Origin of the sequence: Amycolatopsis sp. NPDC050768, from assembly GCF_040654155.1 — a bacterium.
Classification (GTDB): domain Bacteria; phylum Actinomycetota; class Actinomycetes; order Mycobacteriales; family Pseudonocardiaceae; genus Amycolatopsis.
This window is the reverse complement of record NZ_JBFAHL010000016.1, coordinates 47,205-65,500: the sequence shown is the minus strand read 5'-3', so window position 1 is coordinate 65,500 and position 18,296 is coordinate 47,205. Positions and strand designations below refer to the sequence as shown.

At 71.2% G+C, this 18,296-nt stretch carries 20 protein-coding genes; 11 read left to right on the top strand and 9 right to left on the bottom strand.

From position 1 onward, the window contains the following. Position 1 precedes the first annotated feature (1 nt). Positions 2–1,693, bottom strand: a complete 1,692-nt coding sequence (locus AB0H62_RS36715) for a bifunctional 3'-5' exonuclease/DNA polymerase (RefSeq protein WP_360591227.1) — start codon at positions 1,691–1,693, stop codon at positions 2–4. 154 nt (positions 1,694–1,847) lie between these two features. Here AB0H62_RS36715 and AB0H62_RS36710 point away from each other — a divergent pair, with 154 nt between their 5' ends. Beyond that, entirely contained in the window at positions 1,848–3,485 is a 1,638-nt protein-coding gene (locus AB0H62_RS36710; protein ID WP_220243095.1) for an acyl-CoA synthetase, read from the top strand. A 1-nt stretch (position 3,486) separates the two neighbouring features. On the opposite strand, the gene AB0H62_RS36705 is transcribed toward AB0H62_RS36710, so the two are convergent. Further along, entirely contained in the window at positions 3,487–4,413 is a 927-nt protein-coding gene (locus AB0H62_RS36705) for a hypothetical protein (RefSeq protein ID WP_220243094.1), read from the bottom strand. A 412-nt stretch (positions 4,414–4,825) separates the two neighbouring features. Between AB0H62_RS36705 and AB0H62_RS36700 the strand changes: the two genes are divergently transcribed. The 4 genes from AB0H62_RS36700 to AB0H62_RS36685 are packed head-to-tail and all read left to right on the top strand — an operon-like array spanning position 4,826 to position 7,983. After that, positions 4,826–5,578 carry an SDR family oxidoreductase gene (locus AB0H62_RS36700; RefSeq protein WP_360591224.1) on the top strand — a complete coding sequence of 251 codons (753 nt, stop codon included), beginning with the start codon at positions 4,826–4,828 and terminating at the stop codon, positions 5,576–5,578. A gap of 22 nt (positions 5,579–5,600) precedes the next feature. Further along, positions 5,601–6,257, top strand: a complete 657-nt coding sequence (locus tag AB0H62_RS36695; protein ID WP_220243092.1) for a histidine phosphatase family protein — start codon at positions 5,601–5,603, stop codon at positions 6,255–6,257. 10 nt (positions 6,258–6,267) lie between these two features. Further along, complete coding sequence (locus AB0H62_RS36690) at positions 6,268–7,185, top strand: SMP-30/gluconolactonase/LRE family protein (protein ID WP_360591222.1); 918 nt, start codon at positions 6,268–6,270, stop codon at positions 7,183–7,185. A gap of 42 nt (positions 7,186–7,227) precedes the next feature. Further along, entirely contained in the window at positions 7,228–7,983 is a 756-nt protein-coding gene (locus AB0H62_RS36685; protein ID WP_360591220.1) for a fumarylacetoacetate hydrolase family protein, read from the top strand. 18 nt (positions 7,984–8,001) lie between these two features. Here AB0H62_RS36685 and AB0H62_RS36680 read toward each other — a convergent pair whose 3' ends face one another. Together AB0H62_RS36680 and AB0H62_RS36675 are read right to left on the bottom strand one after the other, a co-directional pair. Further along, positions 8,002–8,829, bottom strand: coding sequence for an enoyl-CoA hydratase family protein (locus AB0H62_RS36680; RefSeq protein WP_360591218.1), 828 nt, complete (start codon positions 8,827–8,829; stop codon positions 8,002–8,004). Further along, on the bottom strand, positions 8,826–9,518 hold the full coding sequence (locus AB0H62_RS36675) for an SDR family oxidoreductase (protein WP_360591216.1): 693 nt from the start codon (positions 9,516–9,518) through the stop codon (positions 8,826–8,828). Before AB0H62_RS36675 ends, AB0H62_RS36680 begins: the two co-directional genes overlap by 4 nt. 68 nt (positions 9,519–9,586) lie before the next feature. Between AB0H62_RS36675 and AB0H62_RS36670 the strand changes: the two genes are divergently transcribed. The 4 genes from AB0H62_RS36670 (at position 9,587) to AB0H62_RS36655 (ending at position 13,612) form a co-directional block, all read left to right on the top strand. After that, positions 9,587–10,423 carry a PaaX family transcriptional regulator C-terminal domain-containing protein gene (locus AB0H62_RS36670; RefSeq protein ID WP_360591214.1) on the top strand — a complete coding sequence of 279 codons (837 nt, stop codon included), beginning with the start codon at positions 9,587–9,589 and terminating at the stop codon, positions 10,421–10,423. Further along, complete coding sequence (locus tag AB0H62_RS36665) at positions 10,420–11,211, top strand: tryptophan 2,3-dioxygenase family protein (RefSeq protein WP_360591212.1); 792 nt, start codon at positions 10,420–10,422, stop codon at positions 11,209–11,211. Before AB0H62_RS36670 ends, AB0H62_RS36665 begins: the two co-directional genes overlap by 4 nt. Further along, the gene (locus AB0H62_RS36660; protein ID WP_220243086.1) at positions 11,208–12,401 is read left to right on the top strand and encodes a kynureninase; all 1,194 of its coding nucleotides are present in this window, start codon (positions 11,208–11,210) and stop codon (positions 12,399–12,401) included. Before AB0H62_RS36665 ends, AB0H62_RS36660 begins: the two co-directional genes overlap by 4 nt. A gap of 137 nt (positions 12,402–12,538) precedes the next feature. Continuing rightward, positions 12,539–13,612 carry a Glu/Leu/Phe/Val dehydrogenase dimerization domain-containing protein gene (locus AB0H62_RS36655; RefSeq protein WP_220243085.1) on the top strand — a complete coding sequence of 358 codons (1,074 nt, stop codon included), beginning with the start codon at positions 12,539–12,541 and terminating at the stop codon, positions 13,610–13,612. Positions 13,613–13,692: 80 nt separating this feature from the next. Here the strand turns inward: AB0H62_RS36655 and AB0H62_RS36650 are convergent, their stop codons facing one another. Continuing rightward, positions 13,693–14,214, bottom strand: coding sequence for a DUF6790 family protein (locus AB0H62_RS36650; protein WP_360591209.1), 522 nt, complete (start codon positions 14,212–14,214; stop codon positions 13,693–13,695). 57 nt (positions 14,215–14,271) lie between these two features. Here AB0H62_RS36650 and AB0H62_RS36645 point away from each other — a divergent pair, with 57 nt between their 5' ends. Continuing rightward, positions 14,272–14,697 (top strand): MarR family transcriptional regulator, encoded by a 426-nt coding sequence (locus AB0H62_RS36645; protein WP_360591207.1) that lies wholly within the window; start codon positions 14,272–14,274, stop codon positions 14,695–14,697. A 48-nt stretch (positions 14,698–14,745) separates the two neighbouring features. On the opposite strand, the gene AB0H62_RS36640 is transcribed toward AB0H62_RS36645, so the two are convergent. The 3 genes from AB0H62_RS36640 to AB0H62_RS36630 all read right to left on the bottom strand — a co-directional run bounded on the left by AB0H62_RS36640 (position 14,746) and on the right by AB0H62_RS36630 (position 16,617). Beyond that, complete coding sequence (locus AB0H62_RS36640) at positions 14,746–14,931, bottom strand: DUF5302 domain-containing protein (protein WP_220243082.1); 186 nt, start codon at positions 14,929–14,931, stop codon at positions 14,746–14,748. Between the two features lie 203 nt (positions 14,932–15,134). Continuing rightward, the gene (locus tag AB0H62_RS36635) at positions 15,135–15,563 is read right to left on the bottom strand and encodes a hypothetical protein (RefSeq protein WP_220243081.1); all 429 of its coding nucleotides are present in this window, start codon (positions 15,561–15,563) and stop codon (positions 15,135–15,137) included. Positions 15,564–15,747: 184 nt separating this feature from the next. Next, on the bottom strand, positions 15,748–16,617 hold the full coding sequence (locus tag AB0H62_RS36630) for an alpha/beta hydrolase (protein WP_360591204.1): 870 nt from the start codon (positions 16,615–16,617) through the stop codon (positions 15,748–15,750). A 67-nt stretch (positions 16,618–16,684) separates the two neighbouring features. Here AB0H62_RS36630 and AB0H62_RS36625 point away from each other — a divergent pair, with 67 nt between their 5' ends. Continuing rightward, positions 16,685–17,413 (top strand): TetR family transcriptional regulator, encoded by a 729-nt coding sequence (locus tag AB0H62_RS36625; RefSeq protein WP_220243079.1) that lies wholly within the window; start codon positions 16,685–16,687, stop codon positions 17,411–17,413. Positions 17,414–17,591: 178 nt separating this feature from the next. Here the strand turns inward: AB0H62_RS36625 and AB0H62_RS36620 are convergent, their stop codons facing one another. Beyond that, a complete protein-coding gene (locus tag AB0H62_RS36620; RefSeq protein WP_220243078.1) occupies positions 17,592–18,224 on the bottom strand; it encodes a TetR/AcrR family transcriptional regulator in 633 nt (210 codons plus the stop codon). Between the last annotated feature and the right edge of the window lie 72 nt (positions 18,225–18,296).

Below are 18,296 nucleotides of genomic sequence, written 5' to 3'. Positions count from 1 at the left end.
GCTATTTCGCGTCCGCGTACGTGTCCACCGCGGCCGCCTGCATGGGGAAGTGCACCGGGCACGCCTCGCCGAACAGCATTTGCGCCGACTCCGTCACGGTGGACTCGATGAGGGCCGAGACGGCGGGCGCCAGTTCGGCCGGGGTGTGGACGATCACCTCGTCGTGCTGGAAGAAGACGAGGTGGGCGGGGGCGGGGAGGCGGCCGCGCAGCGTGGCCAGCAGGACGGCGGTCAGGTCGGCCGCCGAAGCTTGCACGACGAAGTTGCGGGTGAAGCGGCCCCAGCCGCGGGAGGCGAGGCGGGCGCGGGTTTCCGTGGCTTCGTCGTCGGCGAGGCCGCCGGTGAGGGCGCGCCAAGCGGCGGACGGCGCGGGGGAGGTGCGGCCCAGCCGGGACCGCACGCGTTCGCCGCGTTCGCCGGCGGCCGCGGCTTGTTCCACATAGGACACGGCGTCGGGGAAGCGCTGGCGGAGCAGGGCCAGGAGGGGTCCCGCCTCGCCGGAGGTGCCGCCGTACATGGCGGACAGCATGGCGATCTTGGCTCGGGAGCGGTCGTCCGAGGAACCGGACGGTGGGGGAACGTAGCGGGCGCCCGAAAAGAGAGCCTCACCCAGCCGGGCGTACAGGTCGGTGGCCGCCGAGACCTCGGCCAGCCGGCGGTCGCCGGACAACGCCGTGAGGACGCGTGGTTCCAGCTGCGCGGCGTCGGCGACGACGAGTTTCCAGCCGGGATCCGCGCGGACACACGTGCGCAGCACCTTGGGGATCTGCAGCGCCCCGCCGCCGCGGGTGGCCCAGCGGCCGGAGACCACGCCGCCGACCACGTAGTGGGGGCGGAAACGGCCGTCGGTGACCCATTCGTCGAGCCAGGCCCAGCCGTTGGCCGAGTGCAGGCGGGAAAGTTCCTTGTACTCCAGCAACGGCGCGACGGCCGGATGGTCGATGTCGCGCAGCAGGTACTTGCGCGCGGCCGGCACCTCGATGCCCTCGCGGGCCAAAGCGCGGATGACGCTCGGCGACGAGTCGGGATTCACCGGCCGCCCGCCGAACGCGTCGGTGATCTGCGCGGCCAAAGCGACCAGCGCTTTCGGCCGCTGCCCGGACGGCACGCGAGGACCGAGCCGGGACTCCAGCAGCGCACGGTGCAGGTCCGCCCGCCACGGCAACCCGGCCGCCGACATCTCCGCCGCGGCCAGCGCGCTCGCCGACTCCGCCGCCAGCAGCACGCGCATCCGACCTGGCGAAGCGACGGAAGCCACGCGTTTCTCCTGCTCGACCAGCACGCGACGGACCGCGTCGGCGACCGTCACACCAGAAGGCAGCCCCGGTCCGCGCGGCGAGAACAGCGTGGGCTGCGCCGCCTCGCCGAACGCGGGCCCGTCGTCGGGCGGCTCCTCGCCCTGCGCCCGCGCCCACGCCGCGCGCAGGCTGCGCGACTCGCTCTCACGCCCCTCGTACGCGAGCAGCAGGCCTTCCGCCAAGCCCAGGTCGTAGCAGCGCCCCAGCCGCACGCCCGCTTCGATGAGCTTCGGGTACAGCGCGTCGACCGAGGGCAGCACCCAGCGCGGCGCCTCGGCCTCCTCGAGCCGGCGCACCTCGGCCACCCAGCCGGCCCTCGACAGCCCGCGGGAGGTGCCCGCCGGCGTCGAGATCGTGTAGCCGGAGTCCTCCTCCTGGCCGGTGATCACCTGCACGCCGTCATTGTGCGCGGGGGCACCGACAATTTCGGTCACCGAACGCGGCCGCCGTGGTCTGGTGCACGCGCGCCCGGCTTGGTCTACTGTCGAGTAGCCACCCATACCGGCGGTACGGGCGGCTTTCCCCCGAAGCAGCAACGGAGGTGCCCGGATGAGGAACCCGGCCGGGGTGTTCGGCCTCGCCAGCCAGGTCACGGACAAGGTGGCCGAGACCGTGCGCAGCATCGACGTGATGCGCCGCGCGGGACTCGTGCCGTTCCCGCGGCTCGACGAGGGTGTGCGCTCGGTCGTGGCCATCCGGAAGTACGGCCCGTTCGCCGGCGCCAACCACATCGCCGCGCGCCGCGACCCCGCGGCCGTCGGGATCGTCGACGAGCTCGGCCCGCTCACGTTCAAACAGCTCGACGACCGGTCCAACGCGCTGGCCAGGGCGTGGTCCGAGCGCGGACTCGGCGAGGGCACCGTGATCGCCGCGCTGTGTCGCGACCACCGCGGCCTCGTGCTCACCATGGCCGCCGCCGGCAAGCTCGGCGCGCGCCTGCTGCTGATGAACACCGGCTTCGCGAAGCCGCAGCTGGCCGACGTCGCGAAGCGCGAACGCGTCACCGCGCTCGTGTACGACCAGGAGTTCACCGGCCTGCTCGACGCGATCCCCGGTGACGTCGAGCGCTACCTCGCGTGGGTCGACGAGCCGGGCGATCACTCCGTGCCCGTGCTCGACGAGATCATCGCCAGCACCGACGACCGCCCGCTGCCCGCGCCCGCCAAGCCCGGCGGGTTCGTGCTGCTCACCAGCGGCACCACCGGCACGCCCAAGGGCGCGCCGCGGCCGCACACGTCGCCGCTTGCGTCCGCGCAGTTCCTCGACCGCATCCCGCTGCGCGCGGGCGAAGCCACGTACATGGGCGCGCCGCTTTTTCACGGCACCGGGCTTTCGCAGTTCATCCTGAGCTTCGCGCTGGGCTGCAAGGTGGTGATGCGGCGCAAGTTCGACCCGGAGCAGACTTTGAAAGGTGTCGCAGAGCACCGCTGCACGACGCTCGTGCTGGTGCCGACGATGCTGCAGCGCATCGTCGACCTGCCGCAGGAGGTGCGCGACCGGTACGACACCTCGTGCCTGCGGATCATCTTCGTCGCGGGCTCCGCGCTGTCGCCGGATCTGGGCAACCGGGCCAACGAGCAGTTCGGCGACGTCGTGCACAACCTTTACGGCTCAACGGAAGTCGCCGTCGCGACAGTCGCCACGCCGGAAGACTGGCGCAAGGCGCCGGGCACCGTCGGGCGCGCCCCCGTGGGTTGCCGCGTCGCGCTGTACGACGAGCACGGCCGCCAGATCACCGAGCCGAACGTGACGGGCCGCGTCTTCGTCGGCAGCGGACTCAGCTTCGGCGGCTACACCGACGGCCGCCACAAGGAGATCATCGACGGCCTGCTCTCCAGCGGCGACGTCGGCCACTTCGACGACGACGGCCTGCTCTTCATCGACGGCCGCGACGACGAGATGATCGTCTCCGGCGGCGAGAACGTGTTCCCGGTGGAGGTGGAGAACCTCCTGGTGGAGCGGGAAGACGTGATCGAGGCCGCCGTGATCGGCGTCGAGGACGACAAGTTCGGCCAGCGGCTCAAGGCGTTCGTGGTGCGCAGCGAGAACTCCACCCTCGACGCCGACGGGGTGCGCGACTACGTGAAGTCGAACCTCGCCCGCTACAAGGTGCCCCGCGACGTCGAGTTCCTGGACGAGCTTCCGCGCAATGCGACCGGGAAGGTGTTGCGCTCCAAGCTGAGCTGACTCACTCCCACCCGATGCCGAAGATCCCCGGCCCGAAGTCGAGCGCCACGGCGTGCACGCCGTGGGCCGAGTCGAGGCGGAGGCGGCGGCGGGACGGGGTGGTGTCGCCGCCGCGGGAGTACTGCCAGCAACGCGCGGGCTCGGCTTCCGGGGCGAAGCGGATTTCCAGCAGGTATTCGCGCACGGGGCGGCGGAACTCGCGGTAGTGCGTGGCGCGGCATTGCGGGTAGGGCGGGCCCGCGTTGGTCAGCGAGTACTCGATCAGGTTCGTCTCGCCGCGGTCCAGCGGGCGGTCGAAGAGCAGTTCCGCCACCAGGATCCCGTGCGAGGAATCCGCCTCGAAGCGGCCGACGCGACAGTTGCGCACGGCGTGGACCTGCGGCACGGACGCGGCGTCGTCCTGGGCGTAGACGAGCAGCCAGCGGTCGAGGCCGTCGGCGCCGGCCTGGAAGACGGCGCGGGACGTGACGGCCTGCTGGCCGCCGTCCGCGGCGATCTCGCAGCGGTCGTGCAGGCCGACGAGCTTGAGGTGCTGCTGCTGGTCGAGCATGTTCGACGCGCCGACGCGGTCCAGCAGCGGTTGCAGCGTCTCGCGCGTGAACGTCAACGGCTCTTCGCCGACGCGGTCGCGGCGGGTCGCGCCGCGGGGGCGGGGCGGCGGCAGCAGGCCCAGCAACGAGCCGGCCGGGACGTCGAGGATCTCCTCCAGCAGGCGCACCGCGGACAGCGAACCCGAGCGTTCGGGTTGGCGTTTGCCCGACTGCCAGTAGCTCAGCGCCGTGACGCTGACGGCCGCGCCGCGGGCGCGCAGCCGCGCCTGGATCCGGTCGAGCGACAGGCCGCTGGCGGTGATCGCCGCGCGCAGCGCGCTCGCGAACGCGGTCCGGGCGCCGTCGGCCCCGGACTCGTCCGCAGTTCCACCAGCCATGCCCCCGCCCGTGGTCTCGCACCGCACCGGTTCGTGGTGAAAACCCGTGAAAACCCGTGTCCGAAAACCCGTGGTCCTCCAAACGGAGTGTCCGAAAACCCACAGTGTCCGAACCGACACTCCAGACCGTATCAGCAGCCGACCAGGCACTCCGCGTCACCACTGGGGCGAACGGGCTAGTACTGGCAACTGTGAACCATTGCCCTGACCTGCGGGGTCGCGTTTGTATGGCCATCGAGCCCCGCACCGGCGATCCCGGTTGCGGCGCAGCTACTTCGGCCCCGGCCCGCGGTCCGCGCCCCGCGCACGGCCGGCGGCCGTACCCGGTACCGGTGGCCCGGCGATGCCCCCAGCGCCGGGCCACCGGTCAAGGGCCGCGGCACGGTGGTTACCAACCGGTAGGATCCGGCCCATGGTCCTGCGGAAGAACATCCTGATCACCGGCGCCAGTTCGGGGCTGGGCGAAGGCATGGCGCGCCAGTTCGCGGCGCGCGGCCGCAACCTCGCCCTCTGCGCGCGGCGTACCGACCGCCTCGACGAGCTCGCGGCCGAACTCAAAGCCGCTTTCCCCGGGATCACGGTCGTCACCCGCCCGCTCGACGTGAACGACCACGAACGCGTGTTCACCGTCTTCGAAGAGTTCCGCGGCGAGCTCGGCTCGCTCGACCGTGTGATCGTGAACGCCGGGCTCGGCAAGGGCCAGCCCGTGGGCAAGGGCCGCTTCGACGCCAACCGCCAGACGCTGGAGACCAACTTCGTCGCCGCGGCCGCGCAGATCGAGGCCGCCGTCGGCATCTTCCGCGAGCAGCGCGAAGGGCACCTCGCCGTGGTCTCGTCGTTCAGCGCGATCCGCGGCCTGCCCAAGAACCTCACCGCGTACGCCGCTTCGAAGGCCGGGATTTCCGCGTTCGTGGCGGGCACGCGGGTCGAGCTGCGCCGCACGGACATCAGCGTCACCGAGATCCGCCCCGGCTACATCGCGTCCGAAATGACCGACCGCAGCGGCACCACGCCGTTGCTGACCGGCGCCGAGGCGGGGGCCCGCGCGATGGCCAAGGCGATCGAGGCGGAGCCGAAAATGGCGTACGTTCCTTCGTGGCCGTGGGTGCCGCTCAGTGCGGTCATGCGCGTGCTGCCCGCCGGATTGCTGGCCAAGTTCTCCTGACGAGCCAAAAGGAGCAAATGCGTTGGGTGCGATCTACCTCGTCCGTCACGGTCAGGCCTCGTTCGGCGCGGCCGACTACGACGCGCTGTCCGAGCGCGGCTTCGAACAGTCCACTGTGGTCGGTCGTGAGCTCGCGCGCCGCGGCGTCGAGTTCGCGCAGGTGCGCTCCGGCTCGCTCGCCCGCCAGCGCGACACGGCGGCGACGGCGCTGAAGACGCTCGGCTCGGACGTGCCCGTGGTCGAGGACCCGCGGTGGAACGAATACGACCACGTGGACATTTCGCGCCACCACGCCGGCGGCGCCCCGCAGGAGGATTCCCGCGCGTACCAGGGCCTGCTCGACGCCGCGCTCGGTGCGTGGGTGGCGGCGGGCGCCGACGGGCCGTGCGCCGAGACGTGGCCGGCGTTCCTCGAACGCTGCACGGCCGGGCTGACCGACCTCGTCGAGTCACTCGGCAAGGGCGAGCACGCGCTGGTGTTCACCTCCGGGGGCGTGATCGGCACGATCGCGGGCGCGGTGCTGGGCGTGCCCGAGGTCGGCTTGCTGAAGTTCAACCGCGTCACCGTGAACACCGGCATCACCAAGCTCACCTCGGGCCGCGGCGGCGTGAACCTGTTGACGTTCAACGAACACCCGCACTTCGAAGCGGAGGCGGCGCAGCTGCTCACCTACCGGTAGGAGGTTCGTGATGGACTTCGGTGACGTCACGGTGGTCCCGGTCAACGGGCACGCACCCGAAGACGTGGTGGTGGACGCCGAGGGCCGGGTCTACACCGGCGTCGACGACGGCCGCATCCTGCGCGTCGCTCCCGACGGCCGTCGCATCGACGTCCTCGGCGACACCGGCGGCCGTCCGCTGGGCCTGGAGCTCTACGGCGACGACCTGCTCATCTGCGACGCCCGCGCAGGCCTGCTCACGATGCCGCTGGCCGGGGGAGCGGTGCGCACGCTCGCGACCTCCGCCGCCGGCCTCGACCTGGTGTTCTGCAACAACGCCGCCGTCGCCACCGACGGCACGATCTACTTCACCGACTCCTCGCGCCGCTTCGGCATCGACCGCTGGCGCGACGACCTCATCGAACAGACCGCCGGTGGCCGTCTTCTGCGCCGCGCCCCGGACGGCAGCATCGATCTGATCGCCGACGGCCTCCAGTTCGCCAACGGCGTCGCCCTGCCCCCGGACGAATCCTTCGTGGCCGTCGCCGAAACCGGCGAGTTCCGCGTCACCCGCTTCTGGCTCCACGGCACCCGCCAGGGCCAGCGCGACACCCTCGTGGCGGACTTGCCCGGCTTCCCCGACAACATCGCCACCGGCAGCGACGGCTTGATCTGGGTCACGCAGGCCTCCGTACGCGTGCCCGCCCTCGACGCCGTCCGCAGCCTGCCCGCCTCGTTGCGCGCCGCCGTGCGCTCGCTGCCGGCTGCGCTGCAACCCGCCCCGAAACGCAAGGTCGGTGTGCTCGGCATCGCCGCCGACGGCGCTGTGGAGCACGAGCGGTGGGGCGAGATCCCGGGCTTCCACATGCTCGTCGGCGTCCGCGAGCACGCCGGTCGCCTGTGGTTCGGTTCGCTGGAGGGCAATGCCATCGCGCACACCGAGGTGTGATCAGATGACCGGGACCCATCCCGGACCCCTGAGGAGCACACGGTGGCGGACGACGACCTGGCCGGGCGCCTGCACAAGGCCACCCACGGCGGCCCCGCCGTCGCCCCCGAACCCCTGGCCGATCTCGCGGACGCCTACCGCGTCTCCCGATCGACCCGCGACCTGGCCCTGGCCGCCGGCGACCGCCTCGCGGGCTACAAAATCGGCCTCACGTCCGAGCCGGCCCGCGCCACCTACAGCGCCGCCGAGCCCGCCCTTGGCTACGTCCTGGCTTCCACCGTGCTGGACCCCGGACAACCCTTGTCGACCGCGGACCTGTTCGCCCCTCGCGCCGAAGTCGAAATCGCCTTCATCCTCGGCCGCCCGCTTTCCGGCCCCGACACCACCGCCGAGGACGTCCTCGCCGCGACGGCCGCGATCGCCCCCGCCTTCGAAATCGTCGACTCCCGCTGGTCCGGCGGCCCCACCACGCTGCCCATGCTCGCCGCCGACAACACCAACGCCGCCTATGCCCTGCTCGGCGCCCAGGTCCCGGTGCCGCAAGACCTTTCGGCCATCACCTGCACCCTCACCATCGGCGACCGCGTCGTTCCGGGCGCCTCCACCGCGGTGCTGAACGGCAACCCCGCCGCCGCCATCGCCTGGCTCGCCAACCACCTCGCCACGACGGGCGACGAAATCCCGGCGGGCGCGCTCATCCTCACCGGCACCCTGTGCGCGCCGACGCCGTTCACTGGCGGCGAAAGTCTCGCGGCCGACATTCCCGGCCTGGGCAGCGTCACCTTGGCGACGGAATAGCCGCCGCCAAGCCGCCGGTCACCGACCAGTCCACTGTGGACTACGCCCCGCCGACCAAGCGGCGTAGAACTCCTTGTGGTCGTGAGCCGTCATCAGCAACGCCTGCGTCATCGCCTCGAGTTCGATCGACGACCCCAGGTCCATGTCCAGCTCACGGGTCAGCAGGACCTTCGTAGTCGAATACGCCAACGCGGGCCCGTCAGCGAGGCGGCGGGCCAGCGCAGCGGCCGTCGACGCCAGCTCGGAGTCCTCCACGACCGACGTCGCCAGCCCGATCGCCTCGGCCCGGGCCGACTCCAGCTTGTCGCCCAGCATCAGCAGTTCCGTGGCTCGGCCGAGGCCCACCAGACGGGGCAGCAGGTAGGCCGAGCCCATGTCCGCGCCGGCCAAGCCGACCTTCGTGAACAGGAACGCGAACTTCGCCGACTTCGCCAGCACGCGGAAGTCCGACGCCAACGCGATGACCGACCCGGCACCGGCCGCCACGCCGTTGACGGCGGCGATGACCGGAATGGGAGTCTCCCGCAACGCCTTCACGACCGCGCCGGTCATGCGCGTGAACTCGAGCAGCTCCGCGGTCTCCATCTTCTGGAGTTCGCCGATGATCTCCTCGACATCCCCGCCCGAGCAGAAGCCCCGTCCCTGGCCGGTGATCACGAGCACCTTCACGTCGCCGCGGTGGGGCAGCTCCGTGACCAGGTCCCGCAAATCCGCATACACGTCAAACGTCAGCGCGTTCAGCTTCTCCGGGCGGTTGAACGTCAACGTGGCCACGCCGTCGTCCACGGTGAACTCGAAGTGGTCCCACGACTTCGTGATCGGGGCAGTCGCACGGAACGGGCTCATTTCTGAATTCCTCCACCATCGAGTACGAGGGTCTGTCCATTGATCGCGGCCGCTTCCTCGGCGGCGAAGAACGCCACCGCGAAGGCGACCTCCGAGGGTTCGAGCAACCGCCCCAACGGCGACGCGGCCGCCAAAGCCGCTTCGGCGTCGGCTTCGTCGCGGCCGGTGCGTTCGCGGATGCGGGCGACCGAGTCGGCCGTCATGTCGGTGCGCACGAACGCCGGGCACACCGCGTTGGCCGTCACCCCGGTCCCGGTGATCTCCGCGGCGACCGCGCGCATCAGCCCCACCGCGGCGTGCTTCGAGGCCGTATAGCCCGTGGTGTAACGGTAACCGACGTGCCCGGCGGTCGAGGCCACCGTGACGATCCGGCCGCGGTCACGCGCGCGCATCCCCGGCAGCACTTCGCGGGTGCACAGGAACGCGCCGGTGGCGTTGACTTCGAACTGCGCTCGCCAGTCCTCCAGCGAAGTCTTCGCGGTGGGAGCGCTCGACGAGATCCCGGCGTTGTTCACGAGCACGTCGACCGGGCCCAAATCGGCGAAGTACGAGCGCACGGCCTGCTCGTCGGTCACATCGCACTCACGTCTGCCCGGCGCGTGCACTGTGTCACCCGCCGCCGTAAACCGTTCCGCGATCGCCGCGCCGATGCCGCGAGTGCCGCCAGTGACGACCACCAGCCGTTTCATCCAGCCTCCTGACAACCTGCTCGCTCGAAAGCTACACCGCAGCGGACTGGGGTGTATAGAGTCATGCCGTGCCCGAACCATCGCCCACCGGACCGCAGGAGCTGGTGATCACGCTGCTCGGCAGCTACGTGCGGCCGCGCGAGAGCCGGCGCGTGTGGTCGGGCGGCCTCGTGTCGCTGCTCACCGAGCTGGGCTTCTCCGACGGCGCCGCCCGCATCGCGCTCACCCGGCTGGTCAACCGCGACCTGCTGGCGCGCCACCGCGAAGGCCGGCTGGTGCACTACTCGCTCACGAGCCGCACCATCGCGGTCCTGGCCGACGGCGACCGGCGCATCTTCAGCCTCGGCCGCCGCGACCGGCCCGCCGGCCCGTGGACGGTGCTGTGGCAGAACATCCCCGAGACCCGCCGCCAGGCCCGCGAGACGCTCGTGCGGCGCTTGCGGTTCCTCGGCTTCGGCCCGATGCAGGACGGCACGTGGATCGCGCCCCACGACCGCGAGGCCGAGGTGCTGGGCCTGCTCGCCGAGCTCGGCGTGACCGAGCACGCCGGCCTGATGCTGGGCACCCCGTCGGCGGCGCTGGACGTCCGCCGGTTCGCCGGGCGGGCCTGGGACCTCGACGAGCTGTCGGCCCGCTATGACGCGTTCGTGACCGAGTTCGGTGGCAGCCCGCACGATCTGCCCGACGCGCAAGCGTTTACGGTGCGAACGAGACTGGTGCACGAGTTCCGCGTGTTCCCGTCGCTCGATCCCGAGCTGCCCGGCGAGCTGATTCCCGCGCCCGGCCGGCGCGCGGCGGCCGTCGAGCTCTTCCACGACCTGTACGCCGCGCTGGCGCCCGCGGCGCAACGGCACTTCGATCGTGCCGTGCGGACCAGTGATTTCGACGAGGTGAGGAACCCATGACCCAGACCGACGACACGCAGGCCGCGCTGAGCTACACGTCGTACCTCGCGCTCGACGAGGTGCTCCAGGCCCAGCGCCCGCGTTCCGACGAGCACGACGAGCTGCTGTTCATCGTGATCCACCAGGTGTACGAGCTGTGGTTCAAGCAGATCCTGCACGAGGCGGAGTTCCTCCAGGCCAACCTCGAAGCCGGCAACACCGCGCACGCGATCCGCACGCTGCGGCGGATCCTTACGGTGCTGAAGGTGATCGTCGCGCAGCTCGACGTGCTGGAGACCATGACGCCCAGCCAGTTCACGAGCTTCCGCGCGCGCCTCGACGCGTCCAGCGGCTTCCAGTCGGCCCAGTTCCGCGAGCTGGAGGCGGTACTCGGCCGCCGCGACGAACGGGTGTTCGCGCACTACCCGGAAGGCGGCGAGCAGCGCGCCCGAATCGCCGCCGCGATGGCCCGGCCATCGGTCTTCGACTCGTTCCTCAAATACCTCGCGAACAGCGGTTATGCCGTGGACCGTGATCGAGACGTCACCCGGCCGGTGGCACCGTCGGCGGAACTGCAGGCGGTACTGCTGAAGGTCTACCAGGACGACGGCGGCGCCTCGGTGGTCGCGGAGTGCCTCGTCGACCTCGACGAAGGGATGCAGGAGTGGCGCTACCGGCACGTGAAGATGGTCGAGCGGACCATCGGCGACAAGACCGGGACGGGCGGGTCGTCGGGCGCGACGTACCTGCGGACCACCCTCTTCCAGCCGATGTTCCCGGACCTGTGGGCCGTGCGGAGCAAGTTGTGACGACGCTGGATTCTCTGCGCGCGGACGACAACGCGCTCGCGCCGCACTACTCGCGCTTCCGAGTGGCCGACCGGTTGCTGCTCTCGGCGCACTCGCACCAGGCCTGGCCCGACGTCGCGGAGGAAGGTCTGGCCGAGGCGTTCGCCGACGCGGCCCGCGACGTCGACGAGAAGTGGACCGCCGCGTTCGCCAAGGCCGACGAGCTGCGCGCCGGCTTCCGCGCGCTGCTGTCCGACCAGCACGGCGAGTACGCCCTGGGCGCCAACACCCACGAGCTCGTGATCCGGTTCCTCTCGGCGATCGAGCTGCGGTCCCGCCCGCGCCTGGTCACCACCGGCGGCGAGTTCCACACCCTGCGCCGCCAGCTCGCACGGCTGGAGGAAGAGGGCGTCGAAGTCGTGCGGGTGCCCGTGGACCCCGTGCCGACGCTGGCCGAACGCGTGGCCGCGGAGGTCGACGAGAACACGGCGGCCGTGCTCGTGTCCGCCGTGTTGTTCGAGACCGCGCGGCTCGTGCCCGGGCTCGCGCACCTGGCCGACGTTTGCCGCGCCGGCAATGTCGAACTGGTCGTGGACGCCTACCACGCCTTGGGCGTCGTGCCGTTCTCGCTGCACGACCTGGGACTCACCAACGCGTGGGTGGTCGGCGGCGGCTACAAGTACCTCCAGCTCGGCGAGGGCAACTGCTTCCTGCGCCTGCCGGCCCACGCGCAGGAGCTGCGCCCGGTCGTCACCGGCTGGTACGCGGAGTTCGGCGCGCTCGCCGACCGGCAGCGCCCGGACCGCGTCGCCTACGCCACCGGCGGCGACCGCTTCGCCGGCGCTACCTACGACCCGTCGAGCCACTACCGCGGCGTGCGCGTGCAGCGGTTCTTCGCCGAGCACGGCCTGACGCCGGAGTTCCTGCGCACGGTGTCGCAGCACCAGGTCGGCCTGCTCGCGCAGTGCTTCGACGACCTCGGCCTGCCCGCCGACGTGGTGTCGAGGGACCGCGAGACGCCGCCGGGGATGATCGGCGGGTTCCTGTCGCTGCGCAGCCCCTCGGCCGGCGACCTGCAGAACGCGCTGGCCGAGCACGGCGTCCGGACCGACAGCAGGGGCTCCTACCTGCGGTTCGGCCCGGCGCCGTACCTGTCGGATGCCCAGCTGGAAGCAGCGATGGCGACACTCGGGAAGGTCGTCGCCGGCTGATCGACGACCTGCGGTGGTCGGTTCGCGCGGATGGCTCTAGGTTGGCGGTGTGCGGGGTGGACGACCTCCGTCCGGCACACCACCTTCCGGAGCGCGCGGCCACGAACCGCGAGCGGTCAGACAAGGGAGTCACCACCGTGACCGAAGGAGTGTTCGGCCGGCACAGCGGCCATGAACAAGTCGTGTACTGCCACGACGAGGCCAGCGGCCTCAAAGCCATCATCGGCATTTACTCCACCGCACTGGGCCCGGCGCTCGGCGGCACTCGCTTCTACCCCTACGCCACCGAGGACGACGCGCTCGACGACGTGCTCGCGCTCTCCAAGGGGATGGCGTACAAGAACGCGCTGGCCGGACTCGACCTCGGCGGCGGCAAGGCCGTGATCCTCGGCGACCCGGCCACGATGAAGTCCGAAGCGCTGCTGCGTGCATACGGCCGCTTCGTGCAGTCCCTCGGCGGCCGCTACATCACGGCCTGCGACGTGGGCACGTACGTGCACGACATGGACGTGGTGGCCCGCGAGACCAAGTTCGTCACCGGCCGCTCACCCGAAGACGGCGGTGCGGGCGACTCCTCGGTGCTCACCGCGTACGGCGTCTACCAGGGCATGCGCGCTTCGGCCGACCACGTGTGGGGCGTGCCCGAGCTGGCCGGCCGCCGCGTCGGCGTCGCCGGGGTCGGCAAGGTCGGGCACATCCTGGTGGGCCACCTCGTCGAAGCCGGCGCGCAGGTCGTGATCACCGACGTGTCGGCGCCCGCGCTGGAGCGCACGCGCGCCGCGTACCCGGGCGTCGAGGTCGTGTCCGATGTGGACACCCTGATCCGCACGGACCTCGACGTCTTCGCCCCGTGCGCTCTCGGTGGCGTGCTCACGGACGAGAGGGTGGCCGCGCTGCAAGCCCGCATCGTGTGCGGTGCCGCGAACAACCAGCTCGCCCACCCGGGCGTCGACAAGCTCCTCGACGACCGCGGCATCCTCTTCGCGCCCGACTACCTGGTCAACGCCGGCGGCGTCATCCAGGTCGACGACGAACGCCACGGCTTCGACTTCGCCCGCGCCCAGCGCAAGACCACGGCCATCTTCGACACCACGAAGGCCGTGTACGCCCTGGCCAAGGCCGACGGCGTCCCGCCCGCCGCGGCGGCCGACCGCCTCGCAGAGCGCCGCATGGCCGACGTCGGCCGGCTGCGTTCGATCCTCACGGTCTGAGTTTTTCACGACGGCGGGCGCACGGTGTTCCCGTGCGCCCGCTTTTATTTGTTCAGGATTTTCTTTGTGTAGGAAGGTTTTCAGACCAGCGCCGGCGTGGCCGGTTCCGCTGTGGACAGTCGCTGCGCGCGGCGGGCGAGGATGATCAGCACGGCCGGGATGAGCAGGTCGGTGATCACGACGCCGCCGGTGTTGCCCGGTGCGTGGTCGCCGTTGGCGAACCACTGGTAGAGGTGGCCGGCGGCCGCGCCCCAGAGGAACATCCCGGCACCGAGGCCGATCGTGATGCGTTCCCGGGCCGACGCCGACGCGGCGCGGAAGCCCATGATCGCGAGCCCGAGGTTGGCGAAGGCGATTTCGAACTCGAACGGGGTCCGGGTGAAGCCGATCGCCGTGGACATCACGTCCGGGGCACCGAGGAACGCCAGCGTCATCCAGAGGCTCGAGCAGCCGAGGGCGCCGATGGCCCACCATCGTTGCCAGGTCTCCAGTGCGGCTTGGCGGGAGGGGCTGTGCAGGGTGCGGACGAAGGCGCCGATGGCCGGCACCACGACGAAGAGCAGGGGAACGGCGGACTGGGCGAGGTACTCGATCGTGGTCATGACTTGAGTCTTGCATGGTTAATATTAACCTTGCAAGACTCAAGGTAGACTTGTGGCGTGGACGACGATCTCGCTGACTTGCTGCATCGCGTGGTGTTCCTGCTGGGGGAGGCCGCGCGCCGGCGTGCTGACAGTTCCGGTGGTGCCGGGGGCCTGAGCTACAGCCAGATGCGGCTGCTGGGCACACTGGAGGACATCCAGCCGGTGACCCAGCACCAGCTGGCGCAGGCGCTCTCGGTGTCGGACCCGGCGATCAGCCGGGCGCTACGCCCGCTGGAGACGGCCGGGCTCGTACAGGTGCGCCAGGACCCCGAACACGCCCGGCGCCGGCTCGTGACGATCACCGAGGTTGGCGCGAAAGCCTTCCACGACAACGGGAAACCGCTCTACGACGAGCTGCGCACGGCGTTGCTCGAAGCCGGTTTCCCGTACGAGCAGTACCTGCGCGACACCGCGCGGCTGGCCCGGCTGCTGGAGGCATGAGAAAGGCCCTCTCACCGCGGTGAGAGGGCCTTCGCCGGTGGGTGACGCTCAGCCGCTCTTGCGGCGGAACGTGCGCTTGTTCGCGGCGGGCCCGTGGGCGTGCTGGTTCTTGCCGCCGCCGGATTCGTGGGCGGAGCCGGAGCGGGCGTGGGCCTGCTTGCGCTCCAGCGCCTCGCGAAACTTGCGCTTGACGTCGTCCTCCTCGCCGCTGGGCGACGGTTGCGGATCACTCATGCTTACCTCCGAAGGTGACGACGTGTGACCGTCCCAGCCTGGCACCGCCGGGAGCCCGACGCGAGTCGATTTCGACACACAGGGACACGCTCACACCCCCACAGCCAACCACGCTCGACCAGCCGCGGACGCGCCGGTACCCCGTCCGGGAACGGCCAACGACGATGGGTTGGCCGCTCCGGACGGGGTACCGGCCGGACCGATCAAGCGGAGGCTGCGTGATCGGTCCGCCGCTGTCCTGCGGTTCGCGGCGAGGGGACGGACGCCACGAACCGGTGCGGCCGGGGGTGAACGCGGCGGCGGGCGCGGACCGCCGCCGTCACCACGAGCCGAGACAGCAAGCCCACGACGAGCACCGCGCCGAGCACGAGGGCGGCGCGGCCGCTCGCGGTGTCGAAGAGGAGGTGGCCTTCGCGGCCGAGGATGAAGCCGGAGTCGACGGCCCAGGCCACGACGGCGATCCCCGCCGCCGCGGCCGGGGCCGTGGTCGCAGCGGCGGCGACCACGACGAGCGCCAGCGGCACCAGCGCGTAGAGCGGGTGCGCGGTCGCCCCCGCGATGTCCGCCCCGATCGCGGCGGCCACCACGGCCGCGCAGCCGAGCGGGAAACCGAAACCACCGGTGATGCCCATGGGTCCAGCTCAGCGCGCCCACCCGCACCGCACGAGAGGCGCGGACGCTTTCCCTACAGCCCGAGCGGTGTTCTTGACGTCTCCTTAACTGTGCCGATCGTTACCAACCCGACCACAGTCACGGCCGAATGGCTTCGTAGCAACGGTTACGTACCGCGTGGGGGCCGGCCTACTTTTGGCCCGATTAGTAACTGCGGCTCGTGGCCCGCACGATCGCGCCCACGATTTCCGGCCACAGCGGTTCGGGCAGGTCGTGGCCCATGCCGGGGATGACCACCAGCTCGGCGTCGGGGATCGCGGCGGCGGTGGCCTTGCCGCCGCTCACGTCGATCATCGGGTCGGAGTCACCGTGCACGACCACTGTCGGCAGCCGCAGCGAGCGCAGCGCCTCCGTGCGGTCGCCCGACGCGACAACTGCCGCGGCCTGGCGCAGCGTGCCCATCGGGTGCTGCGCGCGGTCGTAGCCCCGCGCCGCCTTGAACCGCAGGTAGTCGTCGGTCGCGGGGTAACCAGGCGAGCCGGTGGTGCGGTAGGAGGCGATGCTCTGCTCGATGGCCTCCTCGCGCGTCGCCGCGGGCGGGCGCGTCAGTGTGGCCAGCGCGGCGGGCGAGGTGTGCCCGACGGTCGGGTCGCCGGTCGTGGACATGATCGACGTGAGGCTCAGCAGCCGGTCCGGGTGGTCGATGGCGAGCTGCTGCACGACCATCCCGCCCATCGACGCGCCCACCACGTGGGCCTTCGCGAAGCCGAGCGCGTCGAACAGGCCGACGGTGTCGTCGGCGAGGTCCGAGAGCAGGTACGGCGCCGAGGCCTGCCCGGCCGAGATCCCCGCCAGGTCGGGCGCGCCGAGTTCGTCGAGGTAGGCCGACAGGCCGATGTCGCGGTTGTCGAAGCGGACGACGAAGAATCCCTGGCTCGCGATCAGCTCGCAGAACCCGGTCTCCCACGTCACCATCTGGGCGCCGAGGCCCATCACGAGCACCAGTGGCGGGTTCGCGGCGTCGCCGAAAGTGTCGTACTCGAGTTCGAGGCCGTTGGCCAGGGCACGGGGCATGCCCTGATCCTGCCCTAGATCCCCGAATCCTGGCACGCGCCGTCGTTATCCGGATACGGTACATCGCATGCCGTCTTCGTCCTCGCGGGCCGGGAACCGTCCGCGCTCGCGCGCGGCAGCGGGACTGCCGGCCGTCACCGCCGAGAAGGTGGTCGACGCGGCGGTCGCGCTGACCGCCGAGCGCGGCCTCGACAACTGGACGTTGCGCCAGCTCGCGGCGGCCGTGGACGCCTACCCCGCGGTGATCTACCACCACGTCGGCGACCGGGACGCGGTCGTGGCCGAGGTGCTCGATCGCGTCGTCGGCCTGCTGAGCCTGCCCGACGAAGACCTGCCGTGGCAGGACTGGTTCGCCGAACTGCTGGCCGAGTTGCGCACGGTGCTGCGAGCGCACCCCGGCACGGCGCGGCGGCTGGTGCTGTTCGGGCCGTCGGTGTCGGCCGCCATCCGCACGATCGACCGCGGGATCGGCGTGCTGCTCGCCGCCGGCTTCGGCGAGGAGAGCGTGCTGGCCTACAACGTGCTCGTCGCCACGGCCTGCCAGTTCGTCGCGATGGAGGACGACCGCGACAGCACGCTCGCGTTGCGCCTGGACAACACCGAGGAGTACGCGACCTATCACGACCGTGCCGACCTGCCCGGCATGGCCGCGCAGGGCCGCGCGATGCGGGAGCTGATGGCCGACCCGGAGCTGGCGGCCGGCTGGTACGCCCGCCTGTACGACTACGCGGTGCGCCGCTGCGTGGACGGGCTGGCGCACCGCCTGGCCGAGCTCGAGGCCGACCCGCGGGGTTGATCGGGTGGCAGCAGCCTTCCGGCGTGGGCCGAACGTGTGACCACCCCGGTGAAATCCGGGGGAAACTGACAGCGAACCCACGTCGACCAGGGGTAACGTGGCAAGGAGCCGGGGGTCGTGAGGCTTCCGGCCGGGGCCCCCGGCACTTTCCTCCCCCCTCGTGGTGCCGGGGGTTCCGTCATTCCCCGGGAACTTCGCCCTGGATCAGCGGGAACACCTCACCGATGAGCGTGACGAGCGATTTGCTCAGCAGCGTGTGCACCTGGTCCCGGCTCAGCGAACCCCGCACGAGCCACTCCCGTCCCGCCGCCTTCACCATGCCGGCGAACGCGCGCACGGCCGCGTTCAGCTCCTCACCGTGCTCGCTGTCGCGCGAAAGGCCGACGGCCTCCAGCACGCGGTCGGCCGATTCGCGGTCGGCCTCTTCGAGGATGCGGTCGACCTCCGCGTCGCGCCCGATGCCCTCGGGCGCGATCGCGGCGAGCCACGTCTTCTCCTGCGAGCGCACCATGTCGAGGAACCAGTCGATGGCCACGTCCGCGCGCAGCTCGAGCGGCCCGTCGGGCAGGATCTCGATCGCGAGCCGCGGCACGGTCAGCGCGCGCCGCACGATTTCCAGGTACAGCTCGCGTTTCGTGCCGAAGTAGTGGTTGATCAACCCCCGCGCGACCCCGGCGGCCGCGGCGATGTCCGAAGTGGACACCGCCGAGTAGGGCCGTTCGCCGAACAGGCGCGCCGCGCAGGCGTAGATCTGTTCTCTGCGCTCGTCCGGTTCCAGTCTCCGCCACTTCGGCGCCGGCTCCGTATTCATACGTAATATTTTCGCATGATCGGTTCAGCCGGGCCGACCGATCTCCGGCGGTGTCGCGCCCGGGGACACCAT